At 71.0% G+C, this 25,067-nt stretch carries 19 protein-coding genes; 10 read left to right on the top strand and 9 right to left on the bottom strand.

Annotated features, from left to right (window positions below; all coding sequences use genetic code 11):
- Positions 1-375: 375 nt before the first annotated feature.
- From ACZ64A_RS13750 to ACZ64A_RS13730, 5 genes are read left to right on the top strand one after another with little or no spacing between them, the layout of a single operon-like run.
- Positions 376-2,265: an ABC transporter substrate-binding protein gene (locus ACZ64A_RS13750; RefSeq protein WP_469810363.1), complete on the top strand. Its 1,890-nt coding sequence runs from the start codon at positions 376-378 to the stop codon at positions 2,263-2,265.
- Positions 2,266-2,268: 3 nt separating this feature from the next.
- Positions 2,269-3,303 carry an ABC transporter permease gene (locus ACZ64A_RS13745; RefSeq protein ID WP_469810362.1) on the top strand — a complete coding sequence of 345 codons (1,035 nt, stop codon included), beginning with the start codon at positions 2,269-2,271 and terminating at the stop codon, positions 3,301-3,303.
- Complete coding sequence (locus ACZ64A_RS13740; RefSeq protein ID WP_469810361.1) at positions 3,300-4,199, top strand: ABC transporter permease; 900 nt, start codon at positions 3,300-3,302, stop codon at positions 4,197-4,199. The genes ACZ64A_RS13745 and ACZ64A_RS13740 overlap by 4 nt, the downstream gene beginning before the upstream one ends.
- Complete coding sequence (locus tag ACZ64A_RS13735) at positions 4,196-5,200, top strand: ABC transporter ATP-binding protein (RefSeq protein WP_469810359.1); 1,005 nt, start codon at positions 4,196-4,198, stop codon at positions 5,198-5,200. The genes ACZ64A_RS13740 and ACZ64A_RS13735 overlap by 4 nt, the downstream gene beginning before the upstream one ends.
- Positions 5,197-6,186, top strand: coding sequence for an ABC transporter ATP-binding protein (locus ACZ64A_RS13730; protein ID WP_469810358.1), 990 nt, complete (start codon positions 5,197-5,199; stop codon positions 6,184-6,186). The genes ACZ64A_RS13735 and ACZ64A_RS13730 overlap by 4 nt, the downstream gene beginning before the upstream one ends.
- Positions 6,187-6,371: 185 nt before the next feature.
- Here ACZ64A_RS13730 and ACZ64A_RS13725 read toward each other — a convergent pair whose 3' ends face one another.
- The 7 genes from ACZ64A_RS13725 to ACZ64A_RS13695 form a co-directional block, all read right to left on the bottom strand.
- Entirely contained in the window at positions 6,372-7,520 is a 1,149-nt protein-coding gene (locus ACZ64A_RS13725; RefSeq protein ID WP_469810356.1) for an ABC transporter ATP-binding protein, read from the bottom strand.
- Positions 7,513-8,571, bottom strand: coding sequence for an ABC transporter ATP-binding protein (locus ACZ64A_RS13720; RefSeq protein WP_469810355.1), 1,059 nt, complete (start codon positions 8,569-8,571; stop codon positions 7,513-7,515). The genes ACZ64A_RS13725 and ACZ64A_RS13720 overlap by 8 nt, the downstream gene beginning before the upstream one ends.
- Positions 8,572-8,582: 11 nt before the next feature.
- The gene (locus ACZ64A_RS13715) at positions 8,583-9,518 is read right to left on the bottom strand and encodes an ABC transporter permease (protein WP_469810354.1); all 936 of its coding nucleotides are present in this window, start codon (positions 9,516-9,518) and stop codon (positions 8,583-8,585) included.
- Positions 9,511-10,443, bottom strand: coding sequence for an ABC transporter permease (locus ACZ64A_RS13710; protein WP_469810353.1), 933 nt, complete (start codon positions 10,441-10,443; stop codon positions 9,511-9,513). Before ACZ64A_RS13710 ends, ACZ64A_RS13715 begins: the two co-directional genes overlap by 8 nt.
- 164 nt (positions 10,444-10,607) lie before the next feature.
- Complete coding sequence (locus ACZ64A_RS13705; RefSeq protein ID WP_469810352.1) at positions 10,608-12,227, bottom strand: peptide ABC transporter substrate-binding protein; 1,620 nt, start codon at positions 12,225-12,227, stop codon at positions 10,608-10,610.
- Positions 12,228-12,841: 614 nt separating this feature from the next.
- A complete protein-coding gene (gene typA, locus ACZ64A_RS13700; protein WP_469810351.1) occupies positions 12,842-14,749 on the bottom strand; it encodes a translational GTPase TypA in 1,908 nt (635 codons plus the stop codon).
- 869 nt (positions 14,750-15,618) lie between these two features.
- On the bottom strand, positions 15,619-17,808 hold the full coding sequence (locus tag ACZ64A_RS13695) for an ABC transporter family substrate-binding protein (RefSeq protein ID WP_469810349.1): 2,190 nt from the start codon (positions 17,806-17,808) through the stop codon (positions 15,619-15,621).
- 302 nt (positions 17,809-18,110) lie between these two features.
- Between ACZ64A_RS13695 and ACZ64A_RS13690 the strand changes: the two genes are divergently transcribed.
- Genes ACZ64A_RS13690 through ACZ64A_RS13675 form a run of 4 tightly spaced genes read left to right on the top strand, consistent with a single transcriptional unit; the run spans position 18,111 to position 21,984 of the window.
- Entirely contained in the window at positions 18,111-18,398 is a 288-nt protein-coding gene (locus ACZ64A_RS13690; RefSeq protein WP_469810348.1) for a hypothetical protein, read from the top strand.
- A gap of 20 nt (positions 18,399-18,418) precedes the next feature.
- On the top strand, positions 18,419-19,246 hold the full coding sequence (locus ACZ64A_RS13685; protein WP_469810347.1) for a hypothetical protein: 828 nt from the start codon (positions 18,419-18,421) through the stop codon (positions 19,244-19,246).
- Between the two features lie 39 nt (positions 19,247-19,285).
- On the top strand, positions 19,286-21,217 hold the full coding sequence (locus ACZ64A_RS13680) for a fumarate reductase/succinate dehydrogenase flavoprotein subunit (protein WP_469810346.1): 1,932 nt from the start codon (positions 19,286-19,288) through the stop codon (positions 21,215-21,217).
- Complete coding sequence (locus tag ACZ64A_RS13675) at positions 21,214-21,984, top strand: succinate dehydrogenase/fumarate reductase iron-sulfur subunit (RefSeq protein WP_469810345.1); 771 nt, start codon at positions 21,214-21,216, stop codon at positions 21,982-21,984. Before ACZ64A_RS13680 ends, ACZ64A_RS13675 begins: the two co-directional genes overlap by 4 nt.
- On the opposite strand, the gene ACZ64A_RS13670 is transcribed toward ACZ64A_RS13675, so the two are convergent.
- Both ACZ64A_RS13670 and ACZ64A_RS13665 read right to left on the bottom strand, forming a co-directional pair.
- On the bottom strand, positions 21,965-22,270 hold the full coding sequence (locus tag ACZ64A_RS13670; protein ID WP_469810343.1) for a hypothetical protein: 306 nt from the start codon (positions 22,268-22,270) through the stop codon (positions 21,965-21,967). The two genes, ACZ64A_RS13675 and ACZ64A_RS13670, sit on opposite strands and share 20 nt — an antisense overlap.
- 17 nt (positions 22,271-22,287) lie before the next feature.
- Positions 22,288-23,379, bottom strand: a complete 1,092-nt coding sequence (locus ACZ64A_RS13665; protein WP_469810342.1) for a glycoside hydrolase family 18 protein — start codon at positions 23,377-23,379, stop codon at positions 22,288-22,290.
- A gap of 83 nt (positions 23,380-23,462) precedes the next feature.
- Between ACZ64A_RS13665 and ACZ64A_RS13660 the strand changes: the two genes are divergently transcribed.
- Positions 23,463-25,028 (top strand): hypothetical protein, encoded by a 1,566-nt coding sequence (locus ACZ64A_RS13660; RefSeq protein WP_469810341.1) that lies wholly within the window; start codon positions 23,463-23,465, stop codon positions 25,026-25,028.
- Positions 25,029-25,067 lie beyond the last annotated feature (39 nt).

Below are 25,067 nucleotides of genomic sequence, written 5' to 3'. Positions count from 1 at the left end.
CGGCCACTATCCGCTTGAATGCCACATACCTCACATTCACGCCATCCGTCCGGGGCACGGGTCGCCCGTCCGGCGGCATGACGGAGGGCCCGGCGAGAGCGCGCGATGTGTGCCGGGAGTTCTCCCGAAGGACCGTCAGGGCTTCACCTGGAGGGCTTCAGTGGACTAGGCCAATGGGGTGCCCCGGGGGCCCGCCGCGCACTGTTTCCGCAGGCGGCAAGGGGTTTGACGGACCGTTGACGTGCGCAGACAGCCACTGATAGACACAGCCGTCCCCGGGCGAGCGGCCACGATCAGACACAGCTGTCCCTGAGCGAGCGGCCACTTCCGGACACTGCCGTCTCCCCAGCGAGCGACGACGCGAGGTCACGTTCCATGAAGACGAACGATCAGCACGGAACCGTAAGAGCGCCGGACGGAATGGGAGCCCGATCAGCTCGCGGAGCGCGCCCCACCACCCACCGCCTCGCCGCCGCGGCCGGCACCGCCGCGCTGGCCCTGACCGCCGCCCTCGCCACGCCGCTCGCCCCCGCGCCGACGCAGGCCGCGGCGGCGGACGGCGGCCCCAAGGTGCTCACCGTCGCCGTCGCGCAGAGCGTCGACTCGCTCAGCCCCTTCCTCGCCACCCGGCTGCTCTCCACGAGCATCAACCGGCTGATGTACGAGTACCTCACCGACTACGACCCCGGCGACGCGCACGCGGTCCCGGGCCTCGCCACCCGCTGGGCGCCCTCGGCCGACAAGCTCACCTGGACCTACACCATCCGCTCGGACGCCACCTGGTCCGACGGGCAGAAGGTCACCGCCGAGGACGCGGCCTGGACGTTCACCAAGATGATGACCGACGAGTCCGCCGCCACCGCCAACGGCAGCTTCGTCACCAACTTCCGCAAGGTGACCGCCCCGAGCCCGACCCGGCTGGTCATCGAGCTGAAGAAGCCGCAGGCCACCATGACGGCGCTCGACGTGCCGATCGTGCCCAAGCACATCTGGGAGAAGGTCGGCGACTTCTCCAAGTTCAACAACGACAAGACCTTCCCCGTCGTCGGCGACGGCCCGTTCGTGCTCGCCGACTACAAGCCCGACAGCTACGTACGGCTCAAGGCGAACAAGCGGTTCTGGCGCGGCGCCCCCAAGTTCGACGAGCTGGTCTTCAAGTACTACAAGGACGGTGACGCGGCCGTCGCCGCCCTGCAGAAGGGCGAGGTGTCCTTCGTCGGCAACCTCACCCCCGCCCAGGCGGCCGCCCTGAAGAACCAGCAGCACGTGAAGGTCAACGACGCCCCCGGCCGCCGCTTCTACGCCCTCGCCGTCAACCCCGGCGCCCGCGCCAAGGACGGCACCCGCTTCGGCGACGGCAACCCCTCGCTGCTGGACCAGCGGGTACGGCAGGCACTGTTCCTCGCCGTCGACCGCAGCACGCTCATCGACAAGGTCTTCCAGGGCCACGCCGTCGAGGGCGCCGGTTACATCCCGCCGCGCTTCTCGACCTACTTCTGGAAGCCGTCCGGCGAGCAGGAGCTGGCCCACGACCCGGCGAAGGCCGCACAGCTGCTGGACCAGGCCGGCTACCGGAAGAACGGCTCCGGACAGCGCGTCGGCAAGGACGGCAAGCCGCTCACCTACCGCCTGCTGTGCCACGCCACCGACCCCAACGACAAGGCCGTCGGCCAGTACCTCAAGGAGTGGTGGGGCAAGCTCGGGATCGGCGTGCGCCTCGACTGCCTGGACAACGTGAGCGACCCCTGGCTGGCCGGCACCTACGACCTCGCCTTCGACGGCTGGTCGGTCAACCCCGACCCGGACTTCGTGCTGTCCATCCACACCTGCGCCGCCCTGCCCGCCGACCCCAAGAAGACGGGCGCGACCGACAACTTCATCTGCGACAAGCAGTTCGACGACCTGTACGCCCGTCAGCTCGCCGAGTACGACCCCGCCAAGCGGGCGGATCTGGTCAAGCAGATGGAGTCGCGGCTGTACGACACCGGGTACATGAACGTCATGGCGTACCCCAACGCGATGGAGGCCTACCGCACCGACCAGATCGCCTCGATCGAGACGATGCCGAAGGCAGCGGGCAACATCTACGGCCAGGACGGCTACTGGAGCTGGTGGTCGGCCCGGCCCGCCGCCTCCGACGGCTCCTCGGACGCGGGCAGCTCGACCGACGTCGTCATCGGGATCGTCGCGGGCGCCGTCGTCCTCGTGGGGGCCGCCGGCTTCCTCGCGCTGCGCCGCCGCTCCACCGCCGAGGACCGCGAGTAGCCCATGACCGCCACCACCCTCGCCACGGCGGGCGAGCGCACCCGGCGCCGCCCGTCCCCGGTCCCCTACCTGCGCTACGGCGCCGGCAAGCTGGCCGGCGCCGCCGTATCGCTGCTGGCCGTGCTCGTGACCGGGTTCTTCCTGTTCCGGCTGATCCCGGGCGACCCGGTCCGCACGATGACCGGCGGCCGCCCGGTCTCCGCCGAGCAACTGGCCGCCTACCGGCGCGAGTTCGGACTCGACCTGCCGCTCTGGCAGCAGTTCACGGACTACTGCAGCAAGGCCCTCACCGGCGATCTCGGCACCTCCTACCAGTTCCGGGCCCCCGTCCTGGACAAGATCACCGAGGCACTGCCGAACACCCTGCTGCTCACCGGCACCGGGTTCGTCCTCTACACCCTGCTCGGCGTCGTCCTCGGCACCCGGGCGGCCTGGCGGCGCGGCAGCCTCGGCGACCGCTTCCACACCGGGCTGGCCCTGACCCTGTACTCGGTGCCGTCCTTCTGGCTGGGCCTGCTGCTCATCATCGTGCTGTCGGTCGGCATCGGCCCGCTCCCCGGGCTCTTCCCCACCGGAGGCATGGAGACCGGCGGCAAGGAGGGCTTCGCCTACGTCCTCGACGTCGCCCACCATCTGATCCTGCCGGTGCTCACGCTGGTCGCCGTCGAGTACGGCCAGACCCTGCTCGTGACCCGCTCGGCGCTGCTGGACGAGATGGGCAGCGACTATCTGACGACCGCGCGGGCCAAGGGGCTGCGCGACGACCTGGTGCGGCGCCGGCACGCGGTGCCCAACGCGCTGCTGCCGACCGTCACGCTCGTCTTCGTCAACCTCGGCCGGACCGTCGCCGGCGTGATCCTGGTCGAGACCGTCTTCTCCTGGCCCGGCCTGGGCGGCCTGTTCTACCAGGCGCTCAGCGTGCCCGATCTGCCCCTGGTGCAGGGCCTGTTCCTGTTCTTCGCCGCAGCGGTGATCGTCATGAACACCCTGGCCGACCTGGTCTATCCGCTGCTCGACCCGAGAGTGGGACGGACATGAGCGCATCCACCGTGACCGGGCTCGCCTGGCAACGCCGGCGGCGGGCCGCGGCGGGCTTCTGGCGCCAGTACCGCACCCACCGCGCGGGCCTGGTGGGCCTCGTGGCGCTCGCGATGCTCGCCCTGCTCGCGCTGAGCGCGCCGCTGACGGTCGGCCCGGACGTGGCGAGCGTGACCGGCGCGCCGGGCCGGCCGCTGGAGAGCCCGAGCGGCCAGTTCTGGCTGGGCACCGACCGCTTCGGCCGCGACCTGCTGGGCCTGCTGGTGTGGGGCTCGCGGGTGTCGCTGCTGGTGGGCCTGCTGGCGGCGGTGCTGTCGGTGGCGATCGGCGCGGTCGTGGGCATCACCGCCGGGCACTTCCGGGGCGCGTACGCCACCGTGCTGATGCGGGTCACGGACTGGTTCCTGGTGATGCCGACGCTGGTGCTCGCCATCGCGCTGGCCACCGTGATGTCCCGCTCGCTCGGCACGGTCGTGCTGGCGATCGGCGTCACCACCTGGCCCACGACCGCGCGGCTGGTGCGGGCACAGACCCTCGCGGTGGAGTCACGGCCTTACATCGAACGGGCGAAGGCGCTCGGCGGCGGGCACTGGCACATCATGACCCGGCACGTGCTGCCCAATGTGATGCCGCTGGTGCTGGCGCAGACGACGCTGATGATCTCCTCCTCCATCCTCGCCGAGGCCACCCTCGCCTTCCTCGGGCTCGGCGACCCGACCGTGGTGTCCTGGGGCGGGATGCTCCAGGAGGCGCGGGAGGCGGGCGCGGTCAGCTCCGGCGACTGGTGGTACCTGGTGCCGCCCGGCATCGCGATCGCAGGGGTGGCGCTGGCGTTCACGCTGTGCGGACGGGCCGTGGAGGCCGTCCTCAATCCCAGGCTGGGGGTGGCGCGATGACGCTGCTGGAGGTGCGGGACCTGTCGGTGACGTACCAGGGCGGGGCGGCCGCCGTGCGCGGCGTGGACCTCACGCTGGAGGCAGGGCAGAAGCTCGGCATCGCGGGCGAGTCGGGGTGCGGCAAGTCCACGCTGGCCCTGGCGCTGCTGCGCCTGCTGCCCGCGGGCACGCGGGTCACCGGCCGGATCGCGCTGGACGGCGAGGATGTGCTCGGCATGCGCTGGGGGCGGCTGCGCGCGGTGCGCTGGGCGGGCGCGTCGATCGTGTTCCAGGGCGCGATGCACTCCCTGAACCCCGTGCACCGGGTCGGCGACCAGATCGCCGAACCGATCCTGCTGCACGGCCGGGCCACGCCCGCCGCCGCCCGCAAGCGGGCCGGGGAACTGCTGGAGCACGTGGGGCTGCCGGCCGCGCGCGCCTCGGCCTTCCCGCACGAACTGTCCGGCGGCCAGCGGCAGCGCGTGATGATCGCCATGGCCCTGGCCTGCGAGCCCGGGCTGATCATCGCGGACGAGCCGACGACCGCGCTGGACGTGATGATCCAGGCGCAGATCCTGAAGCTGATCGAGCACCTGGTCGCCGACCAGGACCTCGGCCTGATCATGATCAGCCACGACCTCGCCGTCCTCGCCGACACCTGCGACCGGCTGGCCGTGATGTACGCCGGGCGGGTGGTCGAAGAGGGCCCGGCCCGCTCGGTGTACGACAACGCCCGCCACCCGTACGCGAAGGCCCTGTCGGCGGCGTTCCCCCGCATCGGCGACCCCGCGTCCCGCTTCGCCCCCGCGGGCCTGCCCGGCGACCCGCCGGACCCGTCCGCCCTCCCCGCCGGCTGTGCCTTCCACGCCCGCTGCCCGGTGGCCCTGCCGGTGTGCGCGGCCGACGACCAGCCCCTGCGGGACGCCGGTCCGGGCCGCGCTGCGGCCTGCGTGCACGTGAGCGGCGTCCCGGACGCGGATGCCGGGGGCCTGCCGTCCGAGAACGCGAGGAGCACCCCATGACGACACCGCCGCTGCTCGCCGCCCAGGGCCTGCACGTGACCTTCCCCGGCCGGCGGGGAGCGGGCCCCGCCCGCGCGGTCGACGGGGTGGAGCTCGACATCCGCCCCGGCGAGATCGTCGCCCTCGTCGGCGAGTCCGGCTGCGGCAAGTCGACCCTGGCCCGAGCCCTGCTGGGCCTGGTGAAACCGACGGCGGGACAGATCTCGTACGACGGAAAGGAACTGTCCTACTCCGCCCGCGCCCTGCGCGCCTACCGCCGCCAGGTGCAGCTGGTACTGCAGGACCCCAGCGGCTCCCTCAACCCCCGGCACACGGTGTACGACGCGGTCGCGGAGGGACTGCGCATCCACGGGCACGCCGGGGACGAACGCGCGGCGGTCGCCGACGCCCTGTCACGCGCGGGCCTGCGTCCCCCCGAGCGCTTCTTCCTGCGCTACCCGCACGAACTCTCCGGCGGCCAGCGGCAACGGGTCGTCATCGCGGGCGCGCTGGTCCTTCAGCCCCGTCTGCTGGTGGCCGACGAACCGGTGGCCTCCCTGGACGCGTCGGTGCGCGGCGAGATCCTCGCGCTGCTGCTGCGCCTGCGCACGGAACTGGGCCTCGCGGCCCTGGTGGTCACCCACGACCTGGGCCTGGCCTGGAACATCGCCGACCGGGTGGCGGTGATGTACCTCGGCCGGATCGTGGAGACGGGAACGGTGGAGGAGGTCCTGACGGCACCCCGCCACCCCTACACCCAGGCCCTGCTCTCGGTCCTGCCCGAGGCCCCCGGCACCCCGCTCATCCTGACGGGCGAACCCCCGGACCCGTCCCGCATCCCCACCGGCTGCCGCTTCCACGCCAGATGCCCGATCCTGGCGAGCGGAGAGGCGGAGCGAGCGGGGGTGGCGGAGGCTTGCCGCACAAAGGACCCAGACATCCTGAACACCGGTACGGCCCCCCAGTCGGCCTGCCACTTGTCCGCAAGGGGGCCGGTACCGGCCTGAAGGGGCGCGGGGCTGTGCCGATATGCGGCTACCGCCGCGCGGGCGCGACCAGCCACAACGCACCCGCACCCGCACCCGCACCCGCACCCGCACCCGAAAAACAACCGAAAAACAACCGAAAAACCAAAGTTCCCGGCACCCCAAAAACAAACGGGCACCGGGAACAACGGCTCAGCCGACGGCAGTCACACCGCGTGGACGACGTCCTTCTCCTCGGCGAAGTGGCACGCCGACTCGTGCGCCGCAGGCGTGTCCTCCCCCTTGAACCGCTCGGGGATCGCCAGGATCGGCACCTCCTGCGCGCACTTGTCCTGCGCCTTCCAGCACCGGGTGCGGAAGCGGCAGCCCGACGGCGGGTTGGCCGGCGACGGCACGTCACCGGTGAGGATGATCCGCTCACGGTGCTCACGGGCGTCCGGGTCCGGCACCGGGACCGCCGACAGCAGCGCCTGGGTGTAGGGGTGCGTCGGGTGGTCGTAGATCTGCTCGTCCGTGCCGATCTCGGCGATCTTGCCGAGGTACATCACACCGACGCGGTCCGAGATGTGCCGGACGATCGACAGGTCGTGCGCGATGAAGATGTAGGACAGGTTGAACTCGTCCTGCAGACGCTCCATCAGGTTGACGACCTGCGCCTGGACGGACACGTCCAGCGCGGAGACCGGCTCGTCGCAGATGATGATCTCGGGGTTCAGGGCCAGGCCGCGGGCGATGCCGATGCGCTGGCGCTGACCGCCGGAGAACTGGTGCGGGTAGCGGTTGATGTACTCCGGGTTCAGACCGACGACATCGAGCAGCTCCTGCACCTTGCGGCGCCGGTCGCCCTTCGGGGCCACCTCGGGGTGGATGTCGAAGGGCTCACCGATGATGTCGCCGACCGTCATCCTCGGGTTGAGCGAGGTGTACGGGTCCTGGAACACCATCTGGATGTTGCGGCGGACGGCCTTCAGCGCGCGCCCGGACAGCTTGGTGATGTCCTGGCCCTTGTAGAAGATCTCGCCGGCCGTCGCCTGCTCCAGGTGCATCAGGAGCTTGGCGACCGTGGACTTGCCGCAGCCGGACTCGCCCACGATGCCGAGGGTCTCGCCCTGGTACAGGTCGAAGGAGACACCGTCGACGGCCTTGACCGCGCCGATCTGCTTCTTGAACAGGATGCCCTGGGTCAGCGGGAAGTGCTTCTTCAGGTCACGCACCTGGAGGATCGGCTCGCCGCGCGAGACGGGCGCCTCGATCGCGGCGACCGCCTCCTCCTCGGAGTGGGCGTCGACGACGTCCACGTCGGAGACGTTCGGCGTGGCGTCCTGCTGCTCGTCGTTCTTGCTGAGCTCAGCCATGGAGCGTCTCCTTCCAGAAGTGGCAGGCCGACGCGCGGCCCGGCAGGTCCGTGCCGTCCTGCTCGGTGACCGGCGCCAGCGGCGGGACCTGCTCGCGGCAGATGTCCTGGGCCTTGGGGCAGCGCGGGTTGAACGCGCAACCGGTCGGGATGCGCAGCAGGTTGGGCGGCAGACCCTTGATCGCGAACAGCTCCTGGCCCTTCTGGTCCAGGCGCGGGATGGAGTCCAGCAGACCCCGCGTGTAGGGGTGCGCGGGGCGCTTGTACAGCTCGTGGACCGGGGCGCGCTCCACGATCCGGCCCGCGTACATCACCGCGATCTTGTCCGCGACGTCGGCGACGACGCCGAGGTCGTGGGTGATGAGGATCAGGCCCATGTTGTACTCGCGCTGCAGCTCCGCGAGCAGGTCCATGACCTGGGCCTGGACCGTCACGTCGAGGGCCGTGGTCGGCTCGTCGGCGATGATCAGGTCCGGCTCCAGCGCCAGTGCCATGGCGATCATGATGCGCTGGCGCATACCGCCGGAGAACTGGTGCGGGTAGTCGTTGACGCGGGCGGCCGCGGCCGGGATCTTGACCTTGTCCATCAGCTCGATGGACTTGGCCTTGGCGTCCTTCTTGGACAGACCCTGGTGGATGCGGAACATCTCGGCGAGCTGGTAGCCGACGGTGAGCACCGGGTTCAGCGAGCTGAGCGCGTCCTGGAAGATCATCGCGATCCGGCGGCCGCGGATCTGGCGGCGGTCCTCGGCGGACATCTTCAGCATGTCCTGGCCGCGGAAGAGGATCTCGCCCTGCGGGATCTGCGCCGGCGGCATGTCGAGGATGCCCATGATGGCCTGCGCGGTGACCGACTTGCCGGAGCCGGACTCACCGAGCACGGCGAGGGTCTCGCCCGCGGAGACGCTGTAGTTGACGCCGTTGACGGCCTTGACCACGCCCTCGCGGGTGTGGAACTCGACGTGCAGGTCACGCACTTCGAGCAGCGGCCCGCCGTCGGCGCCCTCGCCGCGCGGCGAGGGCACGGAAGTGGTGTCTTCGATGATGGTCACGTACGCCTCCCTCAGCGCGACTTCGGATCGAGGGCGTTGCGGACGGCCTCACCGAGCATGATGAACGCCAGCACCGTGATGCTGAGCATGATCGACGGGTAGAGCATGATGTACTGCGCGACGCGGATCTGGTTGCCGCCGTCGGAGATGTCGTTGCCCCACGAGACGCCGTTCAGGCCCAGGCCCAGGAACGACAGCGTCGCCTCGGCGCCGATGTAGACACCCAGCGAGATGGTCGCGACGACGATCACCGGCGCGACCGCGTTGGGCAGCACATGGCGGAACAGGATCCGGCTGGTGGAGGCACCGAGCGCCTTGGCCGCGTGGACGTAGTCCGTGGCCTTGACGGTGATCACCGAACCACGCATGACACGCGCCGTCTGGGTCCAGCCGAGGAAGGCCAGGGCCATGATGACGACGGGGATGTTGCGCTCCGTGAAGGAGTTGAGCATCACCATCGCGCCGAGCAGGAACGGGATGCCGAAGAACATGTCCGTGATGCGGGACAGCACGGCGTCCAGCCAGCCGCCGAAGTAGCCGGCGAGCATGCCCACCAGACCACCGAAGACGGTGACGACCAGCGTGGTGCCCGCGCCGACGAGCAGCGAGGCGCGGGTGCCGTAGATGGCACGGGCGTACACGCTGCGGCCCTGGGCGTCGTAGCCCAGCCAGTCCTCGGCGAAGACCTTGCCGTAGTGCGGGTGCTGGAGGTAGTGGGCCGCCAGGTCCTTGTTGTTCGGGTCGGCGCCCGTGAACAGGCCCGGCCAGGCCGCCATCACCATCAGCAGGACGATGAGCACCGCCGAGACGATGAACACCCAGTTGGTGCGCAGGTCCCGCCAGGCGTCGCCCCACAGGCTGCGGGTCTTCTCCGGCTTGCCCGCGGGGGCGCCGCCTGCGGCGACGGCGACGACGGGCTCGTCTGCGGTCTTGGTCAGCTCAGGCATAACGGATCCTCGGGTCCAGAACCGCGTACAGCAGGTCGACGATCAGGCTGGTCACGAGGTACACGAGGACCAGGATGGTGACCAGGCCGACCAGCGTGGTGCCCTCACGGCGGGTGATCGAGTCGGCGATGGTGCCGCCGACGCCGTGGATGTTGAAGATGGACTCGGTCACGACGGCGCCGCCCATCAGGGCACCGAGGTCGGTGCCGAGGAAGGTGACGACGGGGATGAGCGAGTTGCGCATCAGGTGCACACCGACGATACGGCGGCGGGGCAGGCCCTTGGCGACGGCGGTGCGGATGTAGTCGGCGCGCAGGTTCTCCGCGATCGAGGTCCGCGTCAGCCGGGCCACGTAGGCCAGTGAGGCGCTGGCCAGGACGATGGCCGGCAGCAGCAGCTGGTTGAGGTTCGTGTCGTCGTTGACCGCCGGTTCCAGCCAGCCGAGCTGGAAGGCGAACACCGTCTGCAGGATGTAGCCCAGGACGAAGACCGGGACCGAGATCAGCAGCAGCGTCACGAACAGGATGACGGTGTCGGCCCACTTGCCGGCCCGCATGCCCGAGACCACACCGAGGACGATGCCGAGGACCGCCTCGATGACGAAGGCCAGGCCGGACAGGCGCAGCGTCACGGGGAAGGCGTCGCCCAGGATTTCGGTGACCGGACGCCCGCTGGCGATCTGGTTGCCGAAGTCGAAGTGCAGGACGATGCCCTTCATGTAGTCGAAGTACTGGACCAGAACGGGCCTGTCGAGGCCGTACTCGTGCCGCAGCGCCCGAAGGACCGCCGGGCTCGTGCCCTTGTCACCGAAGAGCCCCCGCACGGGATCGCCGGGCAGGGCGTAGACCATCAGGAAAATCAGCAGGGTTGTCCCGATGAAGACCGGGATCATCTGGAGCAGTCGTCGTGCGACATAGCGCCCCATGGTGCCTCCATGTCAGTCACAGCGGCGGGCCCTTTCCACCGCACACGAACGGCTCCCCCGAGCTTGTCCGTGCGAGTGCGGTGAAAAGGGCCCCCCGGCCTGTTGTCGGCCGACGCCGTGCCGCACCCCGCCGGGTGCGGCACGGCAACGCTGTTCGCCAGCGGTTACTTCTTGACCTGAACGCCGGTCAGGATCGGGTCACCGTCCTGGGCGTACTTGACGCCGGAGACCTTCTCCGAGTAGCCCGCGTTGACCTTGTAGTACCAGAGCGGGATGCTCGGCATGTACTTGGGCAGTTCCTTCTCGATCGCCTGGTACTGCTTCTCCGAGTCCTCCAGCGTCTTGGCGGCGTCGGCCTTGGCGATCATCTCGTCGATCTGCTTGCTGTTGAAGTCACCCTGGTTGCCGTCGGCCTTGGAGCCGAACAGGTCGCGGATGAAGTTCGAGATGAAGGGGTAGTCGAGCACCCAGCCGGAGCGGTACAGCGACTTGACCTGCTTGGCGTCACGCGCGTTGGTGTCCGCCTGGAAGTCGGGCTTGGAGTCGCCGGTGCACGCGACACCGGTCGCCTTGGTGATGGAGCCGCAGACGGCCTCCACCCACTCCTTGTGACCGCCGTCCGCGTTGAACTGGATGGAGATCTTGTTGCCCGGGACGCCGCCGCCGGCCTTGATGAGCTCCTTGGCCTTGGCCGGGTCGTACTTGGTGATGTCGCCCACGGCGTTCGGCTGGTAGCCGAGGACGCCCTTGGCGACCCAGCCGGTGGCCGGCTCACGGGTGCCCTGGAGAACGGTCTTGGTGATGGTGTCCCGGTCGATCGCCATCGACAGACCCTGCAGGACGCGGGGGTCGATGTTCTTCCACTGCGGGGAGTAGTACGCCACCGCGATGGTCTGGATCGCCGAGTACGCCTGGTCCACGGCGCGGTCGCCGAGGTCGGCCTTGTAGACCGGGAGGTCACGCGGGGCGACCTGGCGCATCACGTCGAGGTTGCCGGACTTGAGGTCCTGGTAGGCCGTCTCGAGCTTGGCGTAGTTCTTGAAGAGCACCCCGCCGTTCTTGGCGGCGTTCGGGCCCTTGTAGCCGTCGAACTTGGCGACCTCGATCAGCTTCTTGTGGTCCCACTTGACGAACTTGTAGGGACCGTTGCCGATCGGGTGCTCGCCGGCGGCCTTCGGGTCCTTGTAGAAGGACTCGGGCAGCGGGTCGAAGACCTCGTAGCCGAGCTTGTACACGAAGTACGGGATCGGCTTGGCCAGCGTGATGGTGAAGGTGTTGTCGTCGACGACCTTCAGGCCGGACATCTCGGTGGCCTTGGGCTTGCCGCTGTCCGGGGCGACGTCGCTGTAGCCCTGGATGTCGGCGAACCAGGCGCTGTTGGTCTGCTTGTTGGCCGGGTTGGCCGCCCAGTTCCACGCCTTGACGTAGGACGTGGCGGTGACCGGGGTGCCGTCGTGGAAGGTCCAGCCCGGCTTCAGCTTGACCGTGAAGGTCTTGTTGTCCGTCGTGTCGATCGACTGCGCGTTGACGTTGACGATCTTGCCGCTGCTGTCGTAGTCGACGAGCCCGGAGAACAGCGACTTGATGACGATGCTGCCGTTGGACTCCATGGTGTTGGCCGGCTGCAGCGGGTTCTGCGGCTCGCCCACCTCGACCGAGAACTTGCCGTTCGGGTCGATCGCGGCCTTGCTGTCGCCCTTGTCGCTGCCACCACCACAGGCGGTCGCGCCCAGCGCCACAACCGCGGCTATCGCGACCCACTTGGCGCTCTTCGCACCGCGCATGGGTTCCTCCTTATGAGTCCTTTGGTTCACCGCATAGAGGGGCACGCGTCACACCACCGTCATGGACGGCGCAGATGGTGAGGTGTCCCCCCGCTCGTGAGTCGGCGCCGCAGCTGGCGTGACCCGGGATCCGAGCTCTACGCGCCTAACTATCTGCCATGGGCCACCGGCCGAACCACAGTCCTAAGGTCTCGGTTCGATCACACCTGCTGCCTACTTCTTCCAAAATCCGGACAAACAGTTTGCAGATAGATCGCTGCGAAACGGACTTGTTACACATCTATCGGTGATCACTGTCCGCATTCCGGACGCAGAAGTAGGGAAAAGCACTTGCGGCTACTGTGGCCACCGTGCAGGGCGCTTCACGCTGCCCGAAAGAGGGGCGTCCGCGCCTGAACGGCAAAGGCCCACCGGGCACTTGACCCCACGGCAGACGGCGCCGACCCGCACAGCAGACTAGTAGAAATCGGCCACCCTGTGCGGCTTAGGGCCCAGGATGCAGGGTTTTCCCTACCCTCTGGTGGATTCCCCCACCACGCACGGTATGCGGACGGCAACGCAGACGAGCCGGGCCCCCGCTGAACGCGGGGGCCCGGCTCGTCGCTGTCGGTGTGTCAGCCGTGCTTGGCGCGGCTCGCGGCGCGGGCGCGCTCGCGGGCGTCCAGGTTCACCTTGCGGATACGGACGGCCTCCGGGGTCACCTCGACGCACTCGTCGTCGCGGCAGAACTCCAGGGACTGCTCCAGCGACAGCTTGCGCGGCGGGACGATCGCCTCGAACGAGTCGGCCGAGGAGGAGCGCATGTTGGTGAGCTTCTTCTCCTTGGTGATGTTCACGTCCATGTCGTCGGAGCGGGAGTTCTCACCGACGATCATGCCCTCGTACACCTCGGTGCCCGGCTCCACGAACAGCACGCCGCGCTCCTGCAGGTTCGTCATCGCGAAGGCGGTGACGGCACCGGCGCGGTCGGCGACCAGCGAGCCGTTGTTGCGGGTCGTCAGGTTGCCGAACCAGGGCTCGAAGCCCTCGTGGATGGAGTGGCCGATACCCGTGCCGCGGGTCTGGGTCAGGAACTCGGTACGGAAGCCGATGAGACCGCGGGAGGGGACGACGAACTCCATGCGGACCCAGCCGGAGCCGTGGTTGGACATGTTGTCCATCCGCCCCTTGCGGACGCCCATGAGCTGCGTGACGGCGCCCATGTGCTCCTCGGGCACGTCGATCGTCATGCGCTCGACCGGCTCGTAGGTCTTGCCGTCGACCTCCTTGGTGACGACCTGCGGCTTGCCGACGGTCAGCTCGTAGCCCTCGCGGCGCATCTGCTCGACCAGGATGGCGAGCGCCAGCTCACCACGGCCCTGGACCTCCCAGGCGTCGGGGCGCTCGGTGTCGAGGACGCGCAGCGAGACGTTACCGATCAGCTCGCGGTCCAGGCGGTCCTTGACCTGGCGGGCGGTGACCTTGCGGTCCTTCACTGCCGCCTTCGCGTCGGCGCCCTTGCCGGTGCCGCCGCGGCCGACCAGCGGCGAGGTGTTCGTGCCGATCGTCATCGAGATCGCGGGCTCGTCGACCGTGATCAGCGGCAGGGCGACCGGGTTCTCCGGGTCGGCCAGCGTCTCGCCGATCATGATGTCGGGGATACCGGCGACGGCGCAGATGTCACCCGGGCCGGCCACCTCGGCGGGCTTGCGGGTGAGCGCCTCGGTCATCATCAGCTCGGAGATGCGGACGTTGCTGATCGAACCGTCGCGCTTGATCCAGGCGACCGTTTGGCCCTTGCGCAGTTCACCCTGCTCGACGCGGAGCAGCGCGATACGGCCGAGGAAGTTGTCGGCGTCGAGGTTGGTGACGTGGGCCTGGAGCGGCGCGTCCTCCTCGTACGTCGGGGCCGGAATGTGCTCCAGGATGGTGGAGAAGAACGGCTCCAGGCTGTTGCTGTCGCCCGGGACCGTGCCGTTGTCCGGCTTGGTCAGCGAGGCGATGCCGTCACGGCCGCAGGCGTAGACGATCGGGAACTCGATCTGCTCTTCGTCGGCGTCCAGGTCGAGGAAGAGGTCGTAGGTCTCGTTGACGACCTCGTCGATCCGGGAGTCCGGACGGTCCGTCTTGTTGATGCACAGGATGACGGGCAGGCGCTGCTGGAGGGCCTTGCGCAGCACGAAGCGGGTCTGCGGGAGCGGGCCCTCGGAAGCGTCCACGAGCAGCACGACACCGTCGACCATCGACAGGCCACGCTCGACCTCGCCGCCGAAGTCGGCGTGGCCGGGGGTGTCGATGATGTTGATCGTGATCGGGTCCCCGCCGTCCTTGGGGTGGTACTTCACCGCCGTGTTCTTGGCGAGGATCGTGATGCCCTTCTCACGCTCCAGGTCGTTCGAGTCCATCATGCGGTCGTCGACGCCCTCGAGCTGGTGGGCGGCGAAGGCACCGGCCTGCTTGAGCATGCCGTCGACGATGGTGGTCTTGCCGTGGTCGACGTGGGCGACGATGGCGACGTTGCGGATGTCGTGGCGCGTGGCCATATTGCGGCGATCTCCCGGAGTTGTGGACAGCCCTGCTGCGCGGGCCCTGCCGGGCTGAACATGCCACGGCCTCACCCCATGGTACGGGGCGTGCGCCGGGGCGGCGCCTTGGCCCACATCCGCCCAGCTCAGCGGTGGGCTCCGCCCCGGTGGCGTCGGCTGGGGCACCCGTCCGACGGGCTCCGCCCCGGGTTCGGTGGGCTCCGCGGTGGGCTCCGCGGTGGGCTCCGCCCCGGTGGCGTCGGCTGGGGGACCCGTCCGACGGGCTCCGCCCCGGGTTCAGTGGGCTCTGCGGTGGGCTCCGCCCGGGTGGCGTTGGCGGGGGCGCCGTCCTGGGGCTCCGCCCCGGACCCCGCCCGGGGCTCCGCCCCTGGACCCCGGGGCGTTTCCCACCACCCGCCCGTCTCGCTTGCACAAGAGCCACCCCCACGGGGCTCCGCCCCGGACCCCGGCAGGGCCCGCGCCCCGTGCGCCGCGAGCCGGCCGACCCCGGAGCCCCGCGCCGCACGCGCAACCCCGGGGTCCGGGGCCCGGCGCCGGGCCCCGGACCCCGGCAGGGCCCACGCCCCGTGCGCCGCGAGCCAGCCGACCCCGGAGCCCCGCGCCGCACGCGCAACCCCTGGGACCGGGCGCAGCCCGGCGCCGGGCGCAGCCCGGCGCCGGGCGCAGCCGCCGGGGCCGAGCCCTACTCTGAAGCCGGGCTCAGCCGCCGGGCCGCGCGAATCCCCCGAGGGCGGGCGCAGCCCTGAAGCCGGGCGCAGCCCCCGAGGCCGGGAGCAGCCCCCAAGCCGGGCGCAGCCCGGCCCGAACGGGCACCCTCACGCACACCCCCGGCATCCGGGCCGGAGCCCCCCGCGCCGCCCGCCCCCCTACGACGACGGGCTTGCCGACGGCTTTTCGCCCTTTTTCAGGTAGCCCATGTCCTCGTACACCGGGGTCTGGAAGCCGAAGGCTCCCGCGTTGGCGAGGGATTTTCGGGTGGCCACCAGTTGCGGGCGCTGGAAGAGGGGAATCGATCCTGCAGCTGCCCAGATACGGGAGTCCGCCTTGCGGATCAGGTCCCGTTCGCGGTCCTGGTCCAGCGTCGCGATCGCCTGGTCGAAGAGCTGGTCGACCTGGTCCGTGCCGACCCGGGTGTAGTTCTGCTGCACGGTCAGCGAGCCGTCGGCGGCCGGTACCGGCTTGGCGTAGATCGGGCGGGCATCCGTCGCCGGGAAGGCCGAGGCCGGCCAGGAGTACAGGGCCAGGTCGTACTGGCCGGCGGCGATGTGGTCCTTGAAGTAGCTGTCGTCCGGCACCTTGGTGATGTCGGTCCGGATGCCGACCTTCGCCAGCATCGCGGAGATCCGGTCCGCGACCTGCCGCAGCGTCTGCGAGCCCGCTCCCGACGGCAGCACGAAGCGGAGCGTGAGCGGCTTGCCGTCCTTCGCCAGCACCTGCGGCGACCCCGCCCCGGCCGGCGCCGCCGTCCCCTTCGGCGCGTACGCCCCCGGCGCCCCGCCCTGCCGCAGCTGCCACTCGGCGAGCGGCCGGCTGTCCTCGCCGTGCCCGGGCTGCCGGCCCGCCTTGTCGTCCTGGCCGACGATGTACGTGCCGTCCTTGCCGCCCTCGGACGCGTCCCCGTCGGACGTGGCGTGCCCCGCCTTGCCCCCGGCCGCCTTCTCCTTGTCCCCTTGCGCGCCGGCCGCCTTCTCCCCCTTCTTCTGCTCGTCCACCGGTCCGCCCGGCACCCACCCGGCGTCGGCGAGCAGCGCCTGCGCCTCCGCGGTGTCCTGACCGCCGAGCGCCCCGCTGTTGTCGGCGTACGCCGGCTGCCCGGACAGCGCCAGATGGCTGCCCACCGGCACCGCCGGCAGCCCCAGCGGCTTCAGCACCAGCTTGGCCAGCTGCCCCCGGTCCAGCGCCCGCGCCACCGCGCGCCGTACCCGCTCGTCGGCCAGCGGACCCTCGGAGCCGTTCAGCGCGAGCTGCGTGTACGCCGCCTCGAAGGACTTGCGCACCTCGAATCCGCGCAGCTGCTCCTTCTCCTTCTGTTCCTGTGCGACCGCCTTGGTCAGCTTCTCCCAGGCCCGCAGTTCCTCGTCACCGGGCTCGGCGTCCGCGCCGTGCTGCGCCGCCCAGGTGCGCAGCGCCTTGACCGCCGTACGGCCGCCGGGCCCCTGCAGCGGGCCGGCCGCGCCCCCGGCGCTGCCGGTGACGCGCTGGGCGTCGGACGGGTCGATCTCGGCCATGTCGATGCTGCCCGCGGCCAGCGCCTGCGCCCGCTTGTCGCGCGGCACGGCCTGCAGCACGATCTGGGTCAGCTTGGCCGGATGCCCCCACCAGCGCGGATTGCGGGTGAGAACGACGTCCTTGGCCTTGGTGTCCACGGTCTGCACCGCGAACGGCCCGGCGCTGACCTTCAGCTTGCGCCGCGCCCCGTCGTTGAACGCGTCCGGCGTCCCCATGACGTCCTTCGGGTACAGCGGGGAGAACAGCGAGCGCCAGTCGGCGTAGGGCTTGGCGAAGGTGACCTTGACCTCGAGGTCGTTGTCGCCGCGCTCGATCTTCTCGATGCGGTCGTACCCGGCGTTGCGGGCGGTCCAGTAGGCGGAGTCCTTGCCGGACAGGGCGCGCCACTGCGCGGCGAAGTCGGCGGCGCCGATCTCCCGCCCGTCGCTCCACACGGCCTGCTGGTTCAGCTTGTACAGCACGACCTGCTTGGGCTCGGTCTCGACGACCTTCGCGGACTCCAGGTAGTCGGCGTTGCGCTGCGGCCGCCCCTGCGCGTCCAGCCGGTACATCGACGGCAGCACGGCCTGCGCCACCCGCGTGGTGGTGGCGTCGGCGTCGGACTGGAAGGTGTTCAGCGTCTCGGGCACGGCGTCCACGGCCCAGCGCAGCGTGCCGCCGTCGGAGATCTGGGCGCGGGCGGCGCGGGCGATGTCCTGCCCGGCGAGGGGCTTGCCGGCCTCGTCCTCGGAACTGCAGCCGGTGAGCACGGTCACCGCGAGCGCGCCCGCGGTGAGGAAGGCGACCGAGCGCATGACGGCGCGCGGTCCGACGACGTCGTGGGACATCTCTGGAGTACCTCCGGAAAGCCGCGGGCGTTATGATCACGTTTGGCGGTATATGGAGCTGATCACACGTATGCAGATTTGATGCAGCCACTGAAGAGGAAAGGATCCGGACACTGCCGGCGACACGACGGCGACGGTCCGTAAGGCCACCCGTGCGGAGCAACGCGACCCGCGATGCACCCGTACGCCTCCGCCGATCGGTGCACGTCCCTTCACAGCGTGTGGTGTGACGCGCGACACTCGCAGGCGCATGAACGGTGCCGCCCAGGGCCTGGAAGACCCCCCGGAAGCGAGGGCATGTCATGTCCGTCCACGACGAACTCACATCGGTCCAGCGCAGCCTCGACGACCTGTACCGGTCGCTCGGGCGCCTGGAGAAACAGCTCGGCAGCGGCGGCCTGGAGATGCGCCGGGCCCGGATGGACGCCGACCATCTGCGCGAGAGCGTCTCGCTGCTGCGCTCGGCGATCACACCCGTGCAGGCCGCCCGGCCGGAGGTGGTCGGCATCCCCGACACCCCCTACGACGGGTCCCTGTGGACCGACTCCGACGACGAGGGCCTCGGCGCCCGCGACCGGCACGCCCCCTGACCGGACGGGAGCCGTAAACGGTGGCCACTGGTACGGAACCCCGTCCCGGCAGCAGCGGCGGCGGTGTGCGGTCGACGACCCGCGCCGCGATCGGCGCCGCGCACCTGCGCACCGACCGCTGGTGGCTGGCCCCCGCCGCCACCGCGGCCGGTCTGCTCGCCTTCGTCGTCTACTCGACCTGGCGGGCCTTCGCAGGCGCCCACTACTACGCGGCGCCCTATGTGTCGCCGTTCTACTCGCCGTGCCTGGCGCAGAACTGCCGCACGATGCACGCCGGACCCAACGCGGACCTCTTCGGCAGCTGGTGGGGCATCTCGCCGGCGATCATCATCCTGATCTTCCCGCTGGGCTTCCGGCTGACCTGCTACTACTACCGCAAGGCCTACTACCGCGGTTTCTGGGCGTCCCCGCCGGCCTGCGCGGTGCCCGAGCCGCACGCCAAGTACACCGGCGAGACCCGTTTCCCGCTCATCCTGCAGAACGTCCACCGCTACTTCTTCTACGCGGCGCTGCTGGTCGCGGGCGTGCTGACGTACGACACCGTGCTCGCCTTCCGCGACACCCACTACCGCTGGGGACACATGGGTCTCGGCACCCTGGTGTTCCTCGCCAACATCGTGCTGATCTGGGCGTACACCCTGTCCTGCCACTCCTGCCGGCACATCGTCGGCGGGAAGCTCAAGCACTTCTCGAAGCATCCCGTGCGCTACGGCATGTGGCGGTTCGTGGGCCGGCTCAACGCCCGGCACATGCAGCTCGCCTGGGCATCCCTGCTGAGCGTGGCCCTCGCCGACTTCTACGTGTACCTCGTGGCGTCCGGGGTCTTCGCCGATCCGCGCTTCTTCTAGTGGCTCGAGCCTTCCAGCGACTCAAGTGAGGACTGACCGATGTCCGTGGTCGACCGGCAGGAGTGGGACGTCGTCGTGGTCGGTGCCGGCGGCGCCGGGCTGCGGGCCGCGATCGAGGCGCGCGAGCGGGGCGCCCGTACGGCGGTGATCTGCAAGTCGCTCTTCGGCAAGGCGCACACCGTGATGGCCGAGGGCGGCATCGCGGCGGCGATGGCCAACGCTAACGAGCACGACAACTGGCAGGTCCACTTCCGCGACACGATGCGCGGCGGGAAGTTCCTCAACCAGTGGCGCATGGCCGAGCTGCACGCCAAGGAGGCCCCGGACCGCGTCTGGGAGCTGGAGACCTGGGGCGCGCTGTTCGACCGGACGAAGGACGGCCGGATCTCCCAGCGCAACTTCGGCGGCCACGAGTACCCGCGCCTGGCGCACGTCGGCGACCGCACCGGCCTGGAGCTGATCCGCACCCTCCAGCAGAAGATCGTCGCACTCCAGCAGGCCGACCACCGGGAGACCGGCGACTACGAGTCCCGGCTGAAGGTCTTCCAGGAGTGCACGGTCACCAGGGTCCTCAAGGACGGCGACCGGGTGTCGGGGGTCTTCGGCTACGCACGCGAGAGCGGGCGCTTCTTCGTGCTGGAGGCGCCGGCCGTCGTGATCGCCACCGGTGGCATCGGCAAGTCGTTCAAGGTCACGTCGAACTCGTGGGAGTACACCGGCGACGGCCACGCCCTCGCCCTGCTCGCCGGAGCGCCGCTGCTGAACATGGAGTTCGTGCAGTTCCATCCGACCGGCATGATCTGGCCGCCGTCGGTGAAGGGCCTCCTGGTCACCGAGTCGGTGCGCGGCGACGGCGGGGTGCTGCGCAACGCCGAGGGCAACCGGTTCATGTTCGACTACATCCCGGACGTCTTCAAGGAGAAGTACGCCGAGACGGAGGAGGAGGCCGACCGCTGGTACGACGACCCGGACCACAACCGGCGTCCCCCGGAGCTCCTCCCCCGTGACGAGGTCGCCCGCGCGATCAACTCCGAGGTGAAGGAGGGCCGCGGCTCCCCCCACGGCGGGGTCTTCCTGGACGTGTCGACACGGATGCCGGCGGAGGTCGTCAAGCGGCGGCTGCCCTCGATGTACCACCAGTTCAAGGAGCTGGCCGACGTCGACATCACCGCGGAACCGATGGAGGTCGGGCCGACCTGCCACTACGTCATGGGCGGCATCGCCGTCGACTCCGACACGGCCGCCGCGCGCGGGGTGCCCGGACTGTACGCGGCCGGTGAGGTGGCCGGCGGCATGCACGGCTCGAACCGGCTCGGCGGCAACTCCCTGTCCGACCTGCTGGTGTTCGGCCGCCGCGCGGGACTGCACGCCGCCGAGTACGCGCAAGGGGCGGCGTACCAGCGGCCGGCGGTCGACGACGCCCAGGTCAATACGGCGGCGGCGGAGGCGCTGCGGCCGTTCTCCGCGGAGACCGAGGGCGAGGAGGGGCCGCCGGAGAACCCGTACGCCCTCCACCAGGAGCTTCAGCAGACCATGAACGACCTGGTCGGCATCATCCGCCGCGAGGGCGAGATGGAGCAGGCGCTGCGCAAGCTCGCCGAGCTGCGGGTACGGGCCCGGCGGGCCGGGGTGGAGGGCCACCGGCAGTTCAACCCGGGCTGGCACCTCGCGCTGGACCTGCGGAACATGCTGCTGGTCAGCGAGTGCGTGGCCCGGGCGGCGCTGGAGCGCACCGAGTCGCGCGGCGGCCACACCCGGGAGGACTTCCCGTCGATGGACCGCACCTGGCGCCGGATGAACCTGGTGTGCCGGCTGACCGATCCCACCGGCTCCCTCGCGGCGTCGGACCCCGCCCGCGGCCAGATCACCCTGGCCCGGGAGACCACCGACCCCATCCGCCCCGACCTGCTCGCCCTGTTCGAGAAGGAGGAGCTGGTCAAGTACCTCGCCGAAGAGGAGCTGTACGAATGAGCGGCTACCAGGCACGGTTCAGGGTGTGGCGGGGGGACTCGGCCGGCGGTGGTCTGGAGGACTTCACCGTCGAGGTCAACGAGGGCGAGGTCGTCCTCGACATCATCCACCGGCTCCAGGCCACGCAGGCGCCCGACCTCGCGGTGCGCTGGAACTGCAAGGCCGGCAAGTGCGGTTCGTGCTCGGCGGAGATCAACGGCCGGCCCCGGCTGATGTGCATGACCCGGATGTCGGTGTTCGGCCAGGAGGAGACGATCACCGTCACGCCCCTGCGCACCTTCCCGGTCGTCCGGGACCTGGTGACGGACGTCGGCTTCAACTACGCCAAGGCCCGCGAGGTCCCGGCCTTCGTCCCACCGCCCGGCCTCGGCCCCGGCGAGTACCGGATGATGCAGGAGGACGTGGACCGCTCGCAGGAGTTCCGCAAGTGCATCGAGTGCTTCCTGTGCCAGGACACCTGCCATGTCGTGCGCGACCACGAGGAGAACAAGACGGCGTTCGCCGGCCCCCGCTTCCTGATGCGCATCGCCGAACTCGACATGCACCCCCTGGACGCCGCCGCCGAGACCGGCCTGGACCGCAAACGCACGGCACAGGACGAGCACGGCCTCGGCTACTGCAACATCACCAAGTGCTGCACGGAGGTCTGCCCCGAGGGCATCAAGATCACGGACAACGCCCTGATCCCGCTGAAGGAGCGGGCCGTGGACCGCAAGTACGACCCGCTGGTGTGGCTGGGCTCGAAGATCAGGAGGCGGTCCTCGTAGCGGGGCGGGGGCGCTGGGCGCGGCGCTGGAGCAGACATCCCGCCACGGACTGTGCGACGACGGCGGCCATCAGTCCGTTGGCCAGGGCCACCGAACCGTCCACGAACGGCATGCACATCCCCGTCGCGATGCCCGTCGCGAGCAGCAGCGCCCCCGCGCCCCAGAGCGCGGGCCGGACGACGGTGCTCCGCAGCCAGGGCGCCACCCACCCGGTCGTCAGTGACATCACACCGAGCGCCGCGAGCAGCGCGTCGACCAGCACGGCCACCCCCATCACGTACTGCATCTCCCCCACCCCTTCGTTCAGTTGTTCCAGCCCTCACGGTACGCCTGCCAGTCGTCCTCCGTCGCCGCGAAGTCCACGTACAGGGCGACGCCGAACGCGGCGCGGTCCGCGTCCGTGCGGGACAGGCCCAGGCGCACGCCGCGTACGGCCGCGGGGACCGTCTCCGCCGCGCCGCGGTGGCCGAAGCGGTTCTCGTGGTAGAAGGGCAGGCCCATCAGCAGGTCGGTGCCCGGCGGGGTCACCTCCAGCGCGAGAGCGGTCTGCTGGGCGACGTAACCGCCGTAGGTGCTCTGCCACTGCTGCATCGTGTCGTACGACATGACGGCGATCTGGTCGACGCGGTGCGCGACCTGGCCGAAGAACTCCTGCGACCACCACTTGGGGTGCCCGGTGACCGCGCCGACGGCGGAGTGCAGCCCCGGCAGCGGATCGATCTGGTGGGCGGCCACGGACAGCACCGCCCCGCGGGCGGCCGTCTCGCGGTGCAGGGCGTCGAGGAGGCCGAGGTAGTCGCGGTCGCCGGAGTGCAGCGGTTCCAGGTCGAAGTGGGCGCCGTCGAAACCGGCGTCGAGGACCGCGCGGGTGGAGCGGACGATCGCCGCCCGGGTCGCGGCCCGCTCCAGGCGCAGTCCGTCCGGCTCCTCCGTGGCCAGCACGTCACCGAGCCACGCCTGCACCCGCACCCCGGGCAGCTCCCGGTGCACCGCCGCGACCAGCCACGCCGCCCTCGGGTACGCGGACGCGGGCAGCGTCCCGTCGTGCTCCAGCGGACCGGCGTGCACATACAGGTCCCGGATGCCGGTGCCGGCGAGCCGGCGGGCGAGGGCGGTGACGTCGGCGTCCTTCTTGCGGCCGTCGGCCCAGGCGTGCCCGAGCCACAGGGCGTCCCGGTCGCGGGTACGGGTGCCGTCGGCGAGATCGCCGGTGTAGTTCAGGCGCAGGGCGACCTGCGTGGCGAGCACCGGCAGCAGCAGGACCAGTACGACGGCGAGGGCGATACGCCGGGCGGTGCGCCGGCGGCGTCGCGCGGGGCGGGGCGCCGCCGGCTCCGGCTCGCCGCGCTCCCCGGATATCGCCTCGGGTTCCTCCGTACGCTGCGGCTGTTCCATCGCCGTCCCCCCTCCCTCGTCCGTCCGCCCCACCGGACGCGCCCGGCTCGCGGCCCCTCATACCGGGCCATACGCTCCGAAACGTGACGTCATCCTCGCCTCGGGGCCGGCCACGGCACGCCACCTCGCACATATCGGTGCGGGTGGCGCACGCGCTGCTGGGCGCCACCGCGGGCGTGGTGTGGCTGCTGTTGCCGGGAATGACGGCGGTGAACGAGCCGCCGGTTGCGATCGCCCGCCCCGCATCGGCGCCGACCACGGCGGCGGCGCGGCCGCGCCAGGACGAGACGTCCCCGACGGACCTCGTCCTTCCGGTGGCCGCCGTGACGGCGGCCGGACTGCTCGCCGGCTACGTCTACGTCCGCCGCACCCGCCGCACCCGCACCCCTGTGACGCCCGCGTCCGGCACGCGCACCACGCCCCCGGCCGCTTCCGTGGGCGCCCTGCCGTCCCACCCGTACTCACCGACCCCCGGCGAACTCGACCGTCAGGCCCGGGCGGCACTGGTCGAGGCCGACGACTGTGTGCGCACCAGCCGGGAGGAACTGGACTTCGCCCGGGAGCTGTACGACGCACCGCGCCTGGAGCCGTTCACACGGGCGCTGCGGGAGGCGGAGGGCGAGCTGGACGCGGCGTTCGCGCTGCGGCAGCGGGACGACGAGGGCCTGCCGCGGGGTGACGAACCGGCGCGGCGGCACACACTCGCCGGGATCGTCGGCCGGTGCGCGGAGGCGGGGCGCGTCCTGGACGCGACCGCGGCCGCCTTCGACGACCTGCGCGCTGTGGACACCGCAGGGGGTGGCGCGCTCGCGGTCGCGGAGGCCCGGTTCCGGGCACTGGCCGCCCGGACGGGACAGGCGGAGGCCACGGTCACGGACCTGCACGGCGCGTTCGCGGCCGGTGCGCTCGACCCCGTCACCGGCTATGTGGAGCTGGCCAAGGACCGTCTGGTGACCGCCACGACCCGGCTCAACGAGGCCCGGCAGGCCGCCGACCGGGGCGAGAGCGGCCGCGCGGCGGCACGGCTGCGGTCCGGTGAGGGGGCCGTGGCGCAGGCGGAGGTCTTCATCACCGCCGTGGACCGGCTGGCACACGAGCTGACGGCGGCCCGGGCGATGCTCCCGGCGGCCCTGACCGGCGCGGAGGCGGAACTCGCGGCGGCGCGGCGGACCGCCCCGGCGGATGTGCCGCCCGGGGAGCTGCGCTCCCGTATCGCGCACGCGGACGCCGTGCTGGCCTCCGTACGTCTGGAGGTGACCGGTGGGCGGCCCTACGATCCGCTGGCGGAGCTGCGGCGGATCGTGCGGGCGCTGGCGCCGGTGGCGACGGGGCGGGCCGGGGTGCTGCCGGCCGCCGCGCGGCTGACCACGAGCAGCGCGGTGGCCGCGGCGGACGGTTTCGTCGCCACGCACCGGGGCGTGGTGGGCGCCGAGGCCCGCACCCGGCTGGCGGCGGCCCGGGCCCTCGTATCGGGCACGCTGCCTGAACTCGTGGCCGCCGACGCGCTGGCCGCGGCGGCCCGCGACCACGCCGAACAGGACGTCCTCGTGCACGGCCCGCCGCGGGAGCCGGAGCCGTCGGCCTACGGCGGCCCCGCGACGCGTCACCGCCTCGACGGCGCCGGTCAGGGCCTGCCGACGCCGGGATGATCCGAACGACAGGCCCTGGCCTCGCGGCAGGCAGGCCCG

It is taken from the genome of Streptomyces sp. NPDC104814 (assembly GCF_055583185.1).
Note: the sequence above shows the minus strand (reverse complement) of the source record. Positions and strands in the feature narration are given on the sequence as shown.

Coding starts and splice junctions, on each gene's coding strand:
- ACZ64A_RS13750 (WP_469810363.1), top strand. CDS start 376: ATGAAGACGAACGATCAGCACGGAACCGTAAGAGCGCCGGACGGAATG.
- ACZ64A_RS13745 (WP_469810362.1), top strand. CDS start 2,269: ATGACCGCCACCACCCTCGCCACGGCGGGCGAGCGCACCCGGCGCCGC.
- ACZ64A_RS13740 (WP_469810361.1), top strand. CDS start 3,300: ATGAGCGCATCCACCGTGACCGGGCTCGCCTGGCAACGCCGGCGGCGG.
- ACZ64A_RS13735 (WP_469810359.1), top strand. CDS start 4,196: ATGACGCTGCTGGAGGTGCGGGACCTGTCGGTGACGTACCAGGGCGGG.
- ACZ64A_RS13730 (WP_469810358.1), top strand. CDS start 5,197: ATGACGACACCGCCGCTGCTCGCCGCCCAGGGCCTGCACGTGACCTTC.
- ACZ64A_RS13725 (WP_469810356.1), bottom strand. CDS start 7,520: ATGGCTGAGCTCAGCAAGAACGACGAGCAGCAGGACGCCACGCCGAAC.
- ACZ64A_RS13715 (WP_469810354.1), bottom strand. CDS start 9,518: ATGCCTGAGCTGACCAAGACCGCAGACGAGCCCGTCGTCGCCGTCGCC.
- ACZ64A_RS13710 (WP_469810353.1), bottom strand. CDS start 10,443: ATGGGGCGCTATGTCGCACGACGACTGCTCCAGATGATCCCGGTCTTC.
- ACZ64A_RS13705 (WP_469810352.1), bottom strand. CDS start 12,227: ATGCGCGGTGCGAAGAGCGCCAAGTGGGTCGCGATAGCCGCGGTTGTG.
- typA (WP_469810351.1), bottom strand. CDS start 14,749: ATGGCCACGCGCCACGACATCCGCAACGTCGCCATCGTCGCCCACGTC.
- ACZ64A_RS13695 (WP_469810349.1), bottom strand. CDS start 17,808: ATGTCCCACGACGTCGTCGGACCGCGCGCCGTCATGCGCTCGGTCGCC.
- ACZ64A_RS13690 (WP_469810348.1), top strand. CDS start 18,111: ATGTCCGTCCACGACGAACTCACATCGGTCCAGCGCAGCCTCGACGAC.
- ACZ64A_RS13680 (WP_469810346.1), top strand. CDS start 19,286: ATGTCCGTGGTCGACCGGCAGGAGTGGGACGTCGTCGTGGTCGGTGCC.
- ACZ64A_RS13675 (WP_469810345.1), top strand. CDS start 21,214: ATGAGCGGCTACCAGGCACGGTTCAGGGTGTGGCGGGGGGACTCGGCC.
- ACZ64A_RS13670 (WP_469810343.1), bottom strand. CDS start 22,270: ATGCAGTACGTGATGGGGGTGGCCGTGCTGGTCGACGCGCTGCTCGCG.
- ACZ64A_RS13665 (WP_469810342.1), bottom strand. CDS start 23,379: ATGGAACAGCCGCAGCGTACGGAGGAACCCGAGGCGATATCCGGGGAG.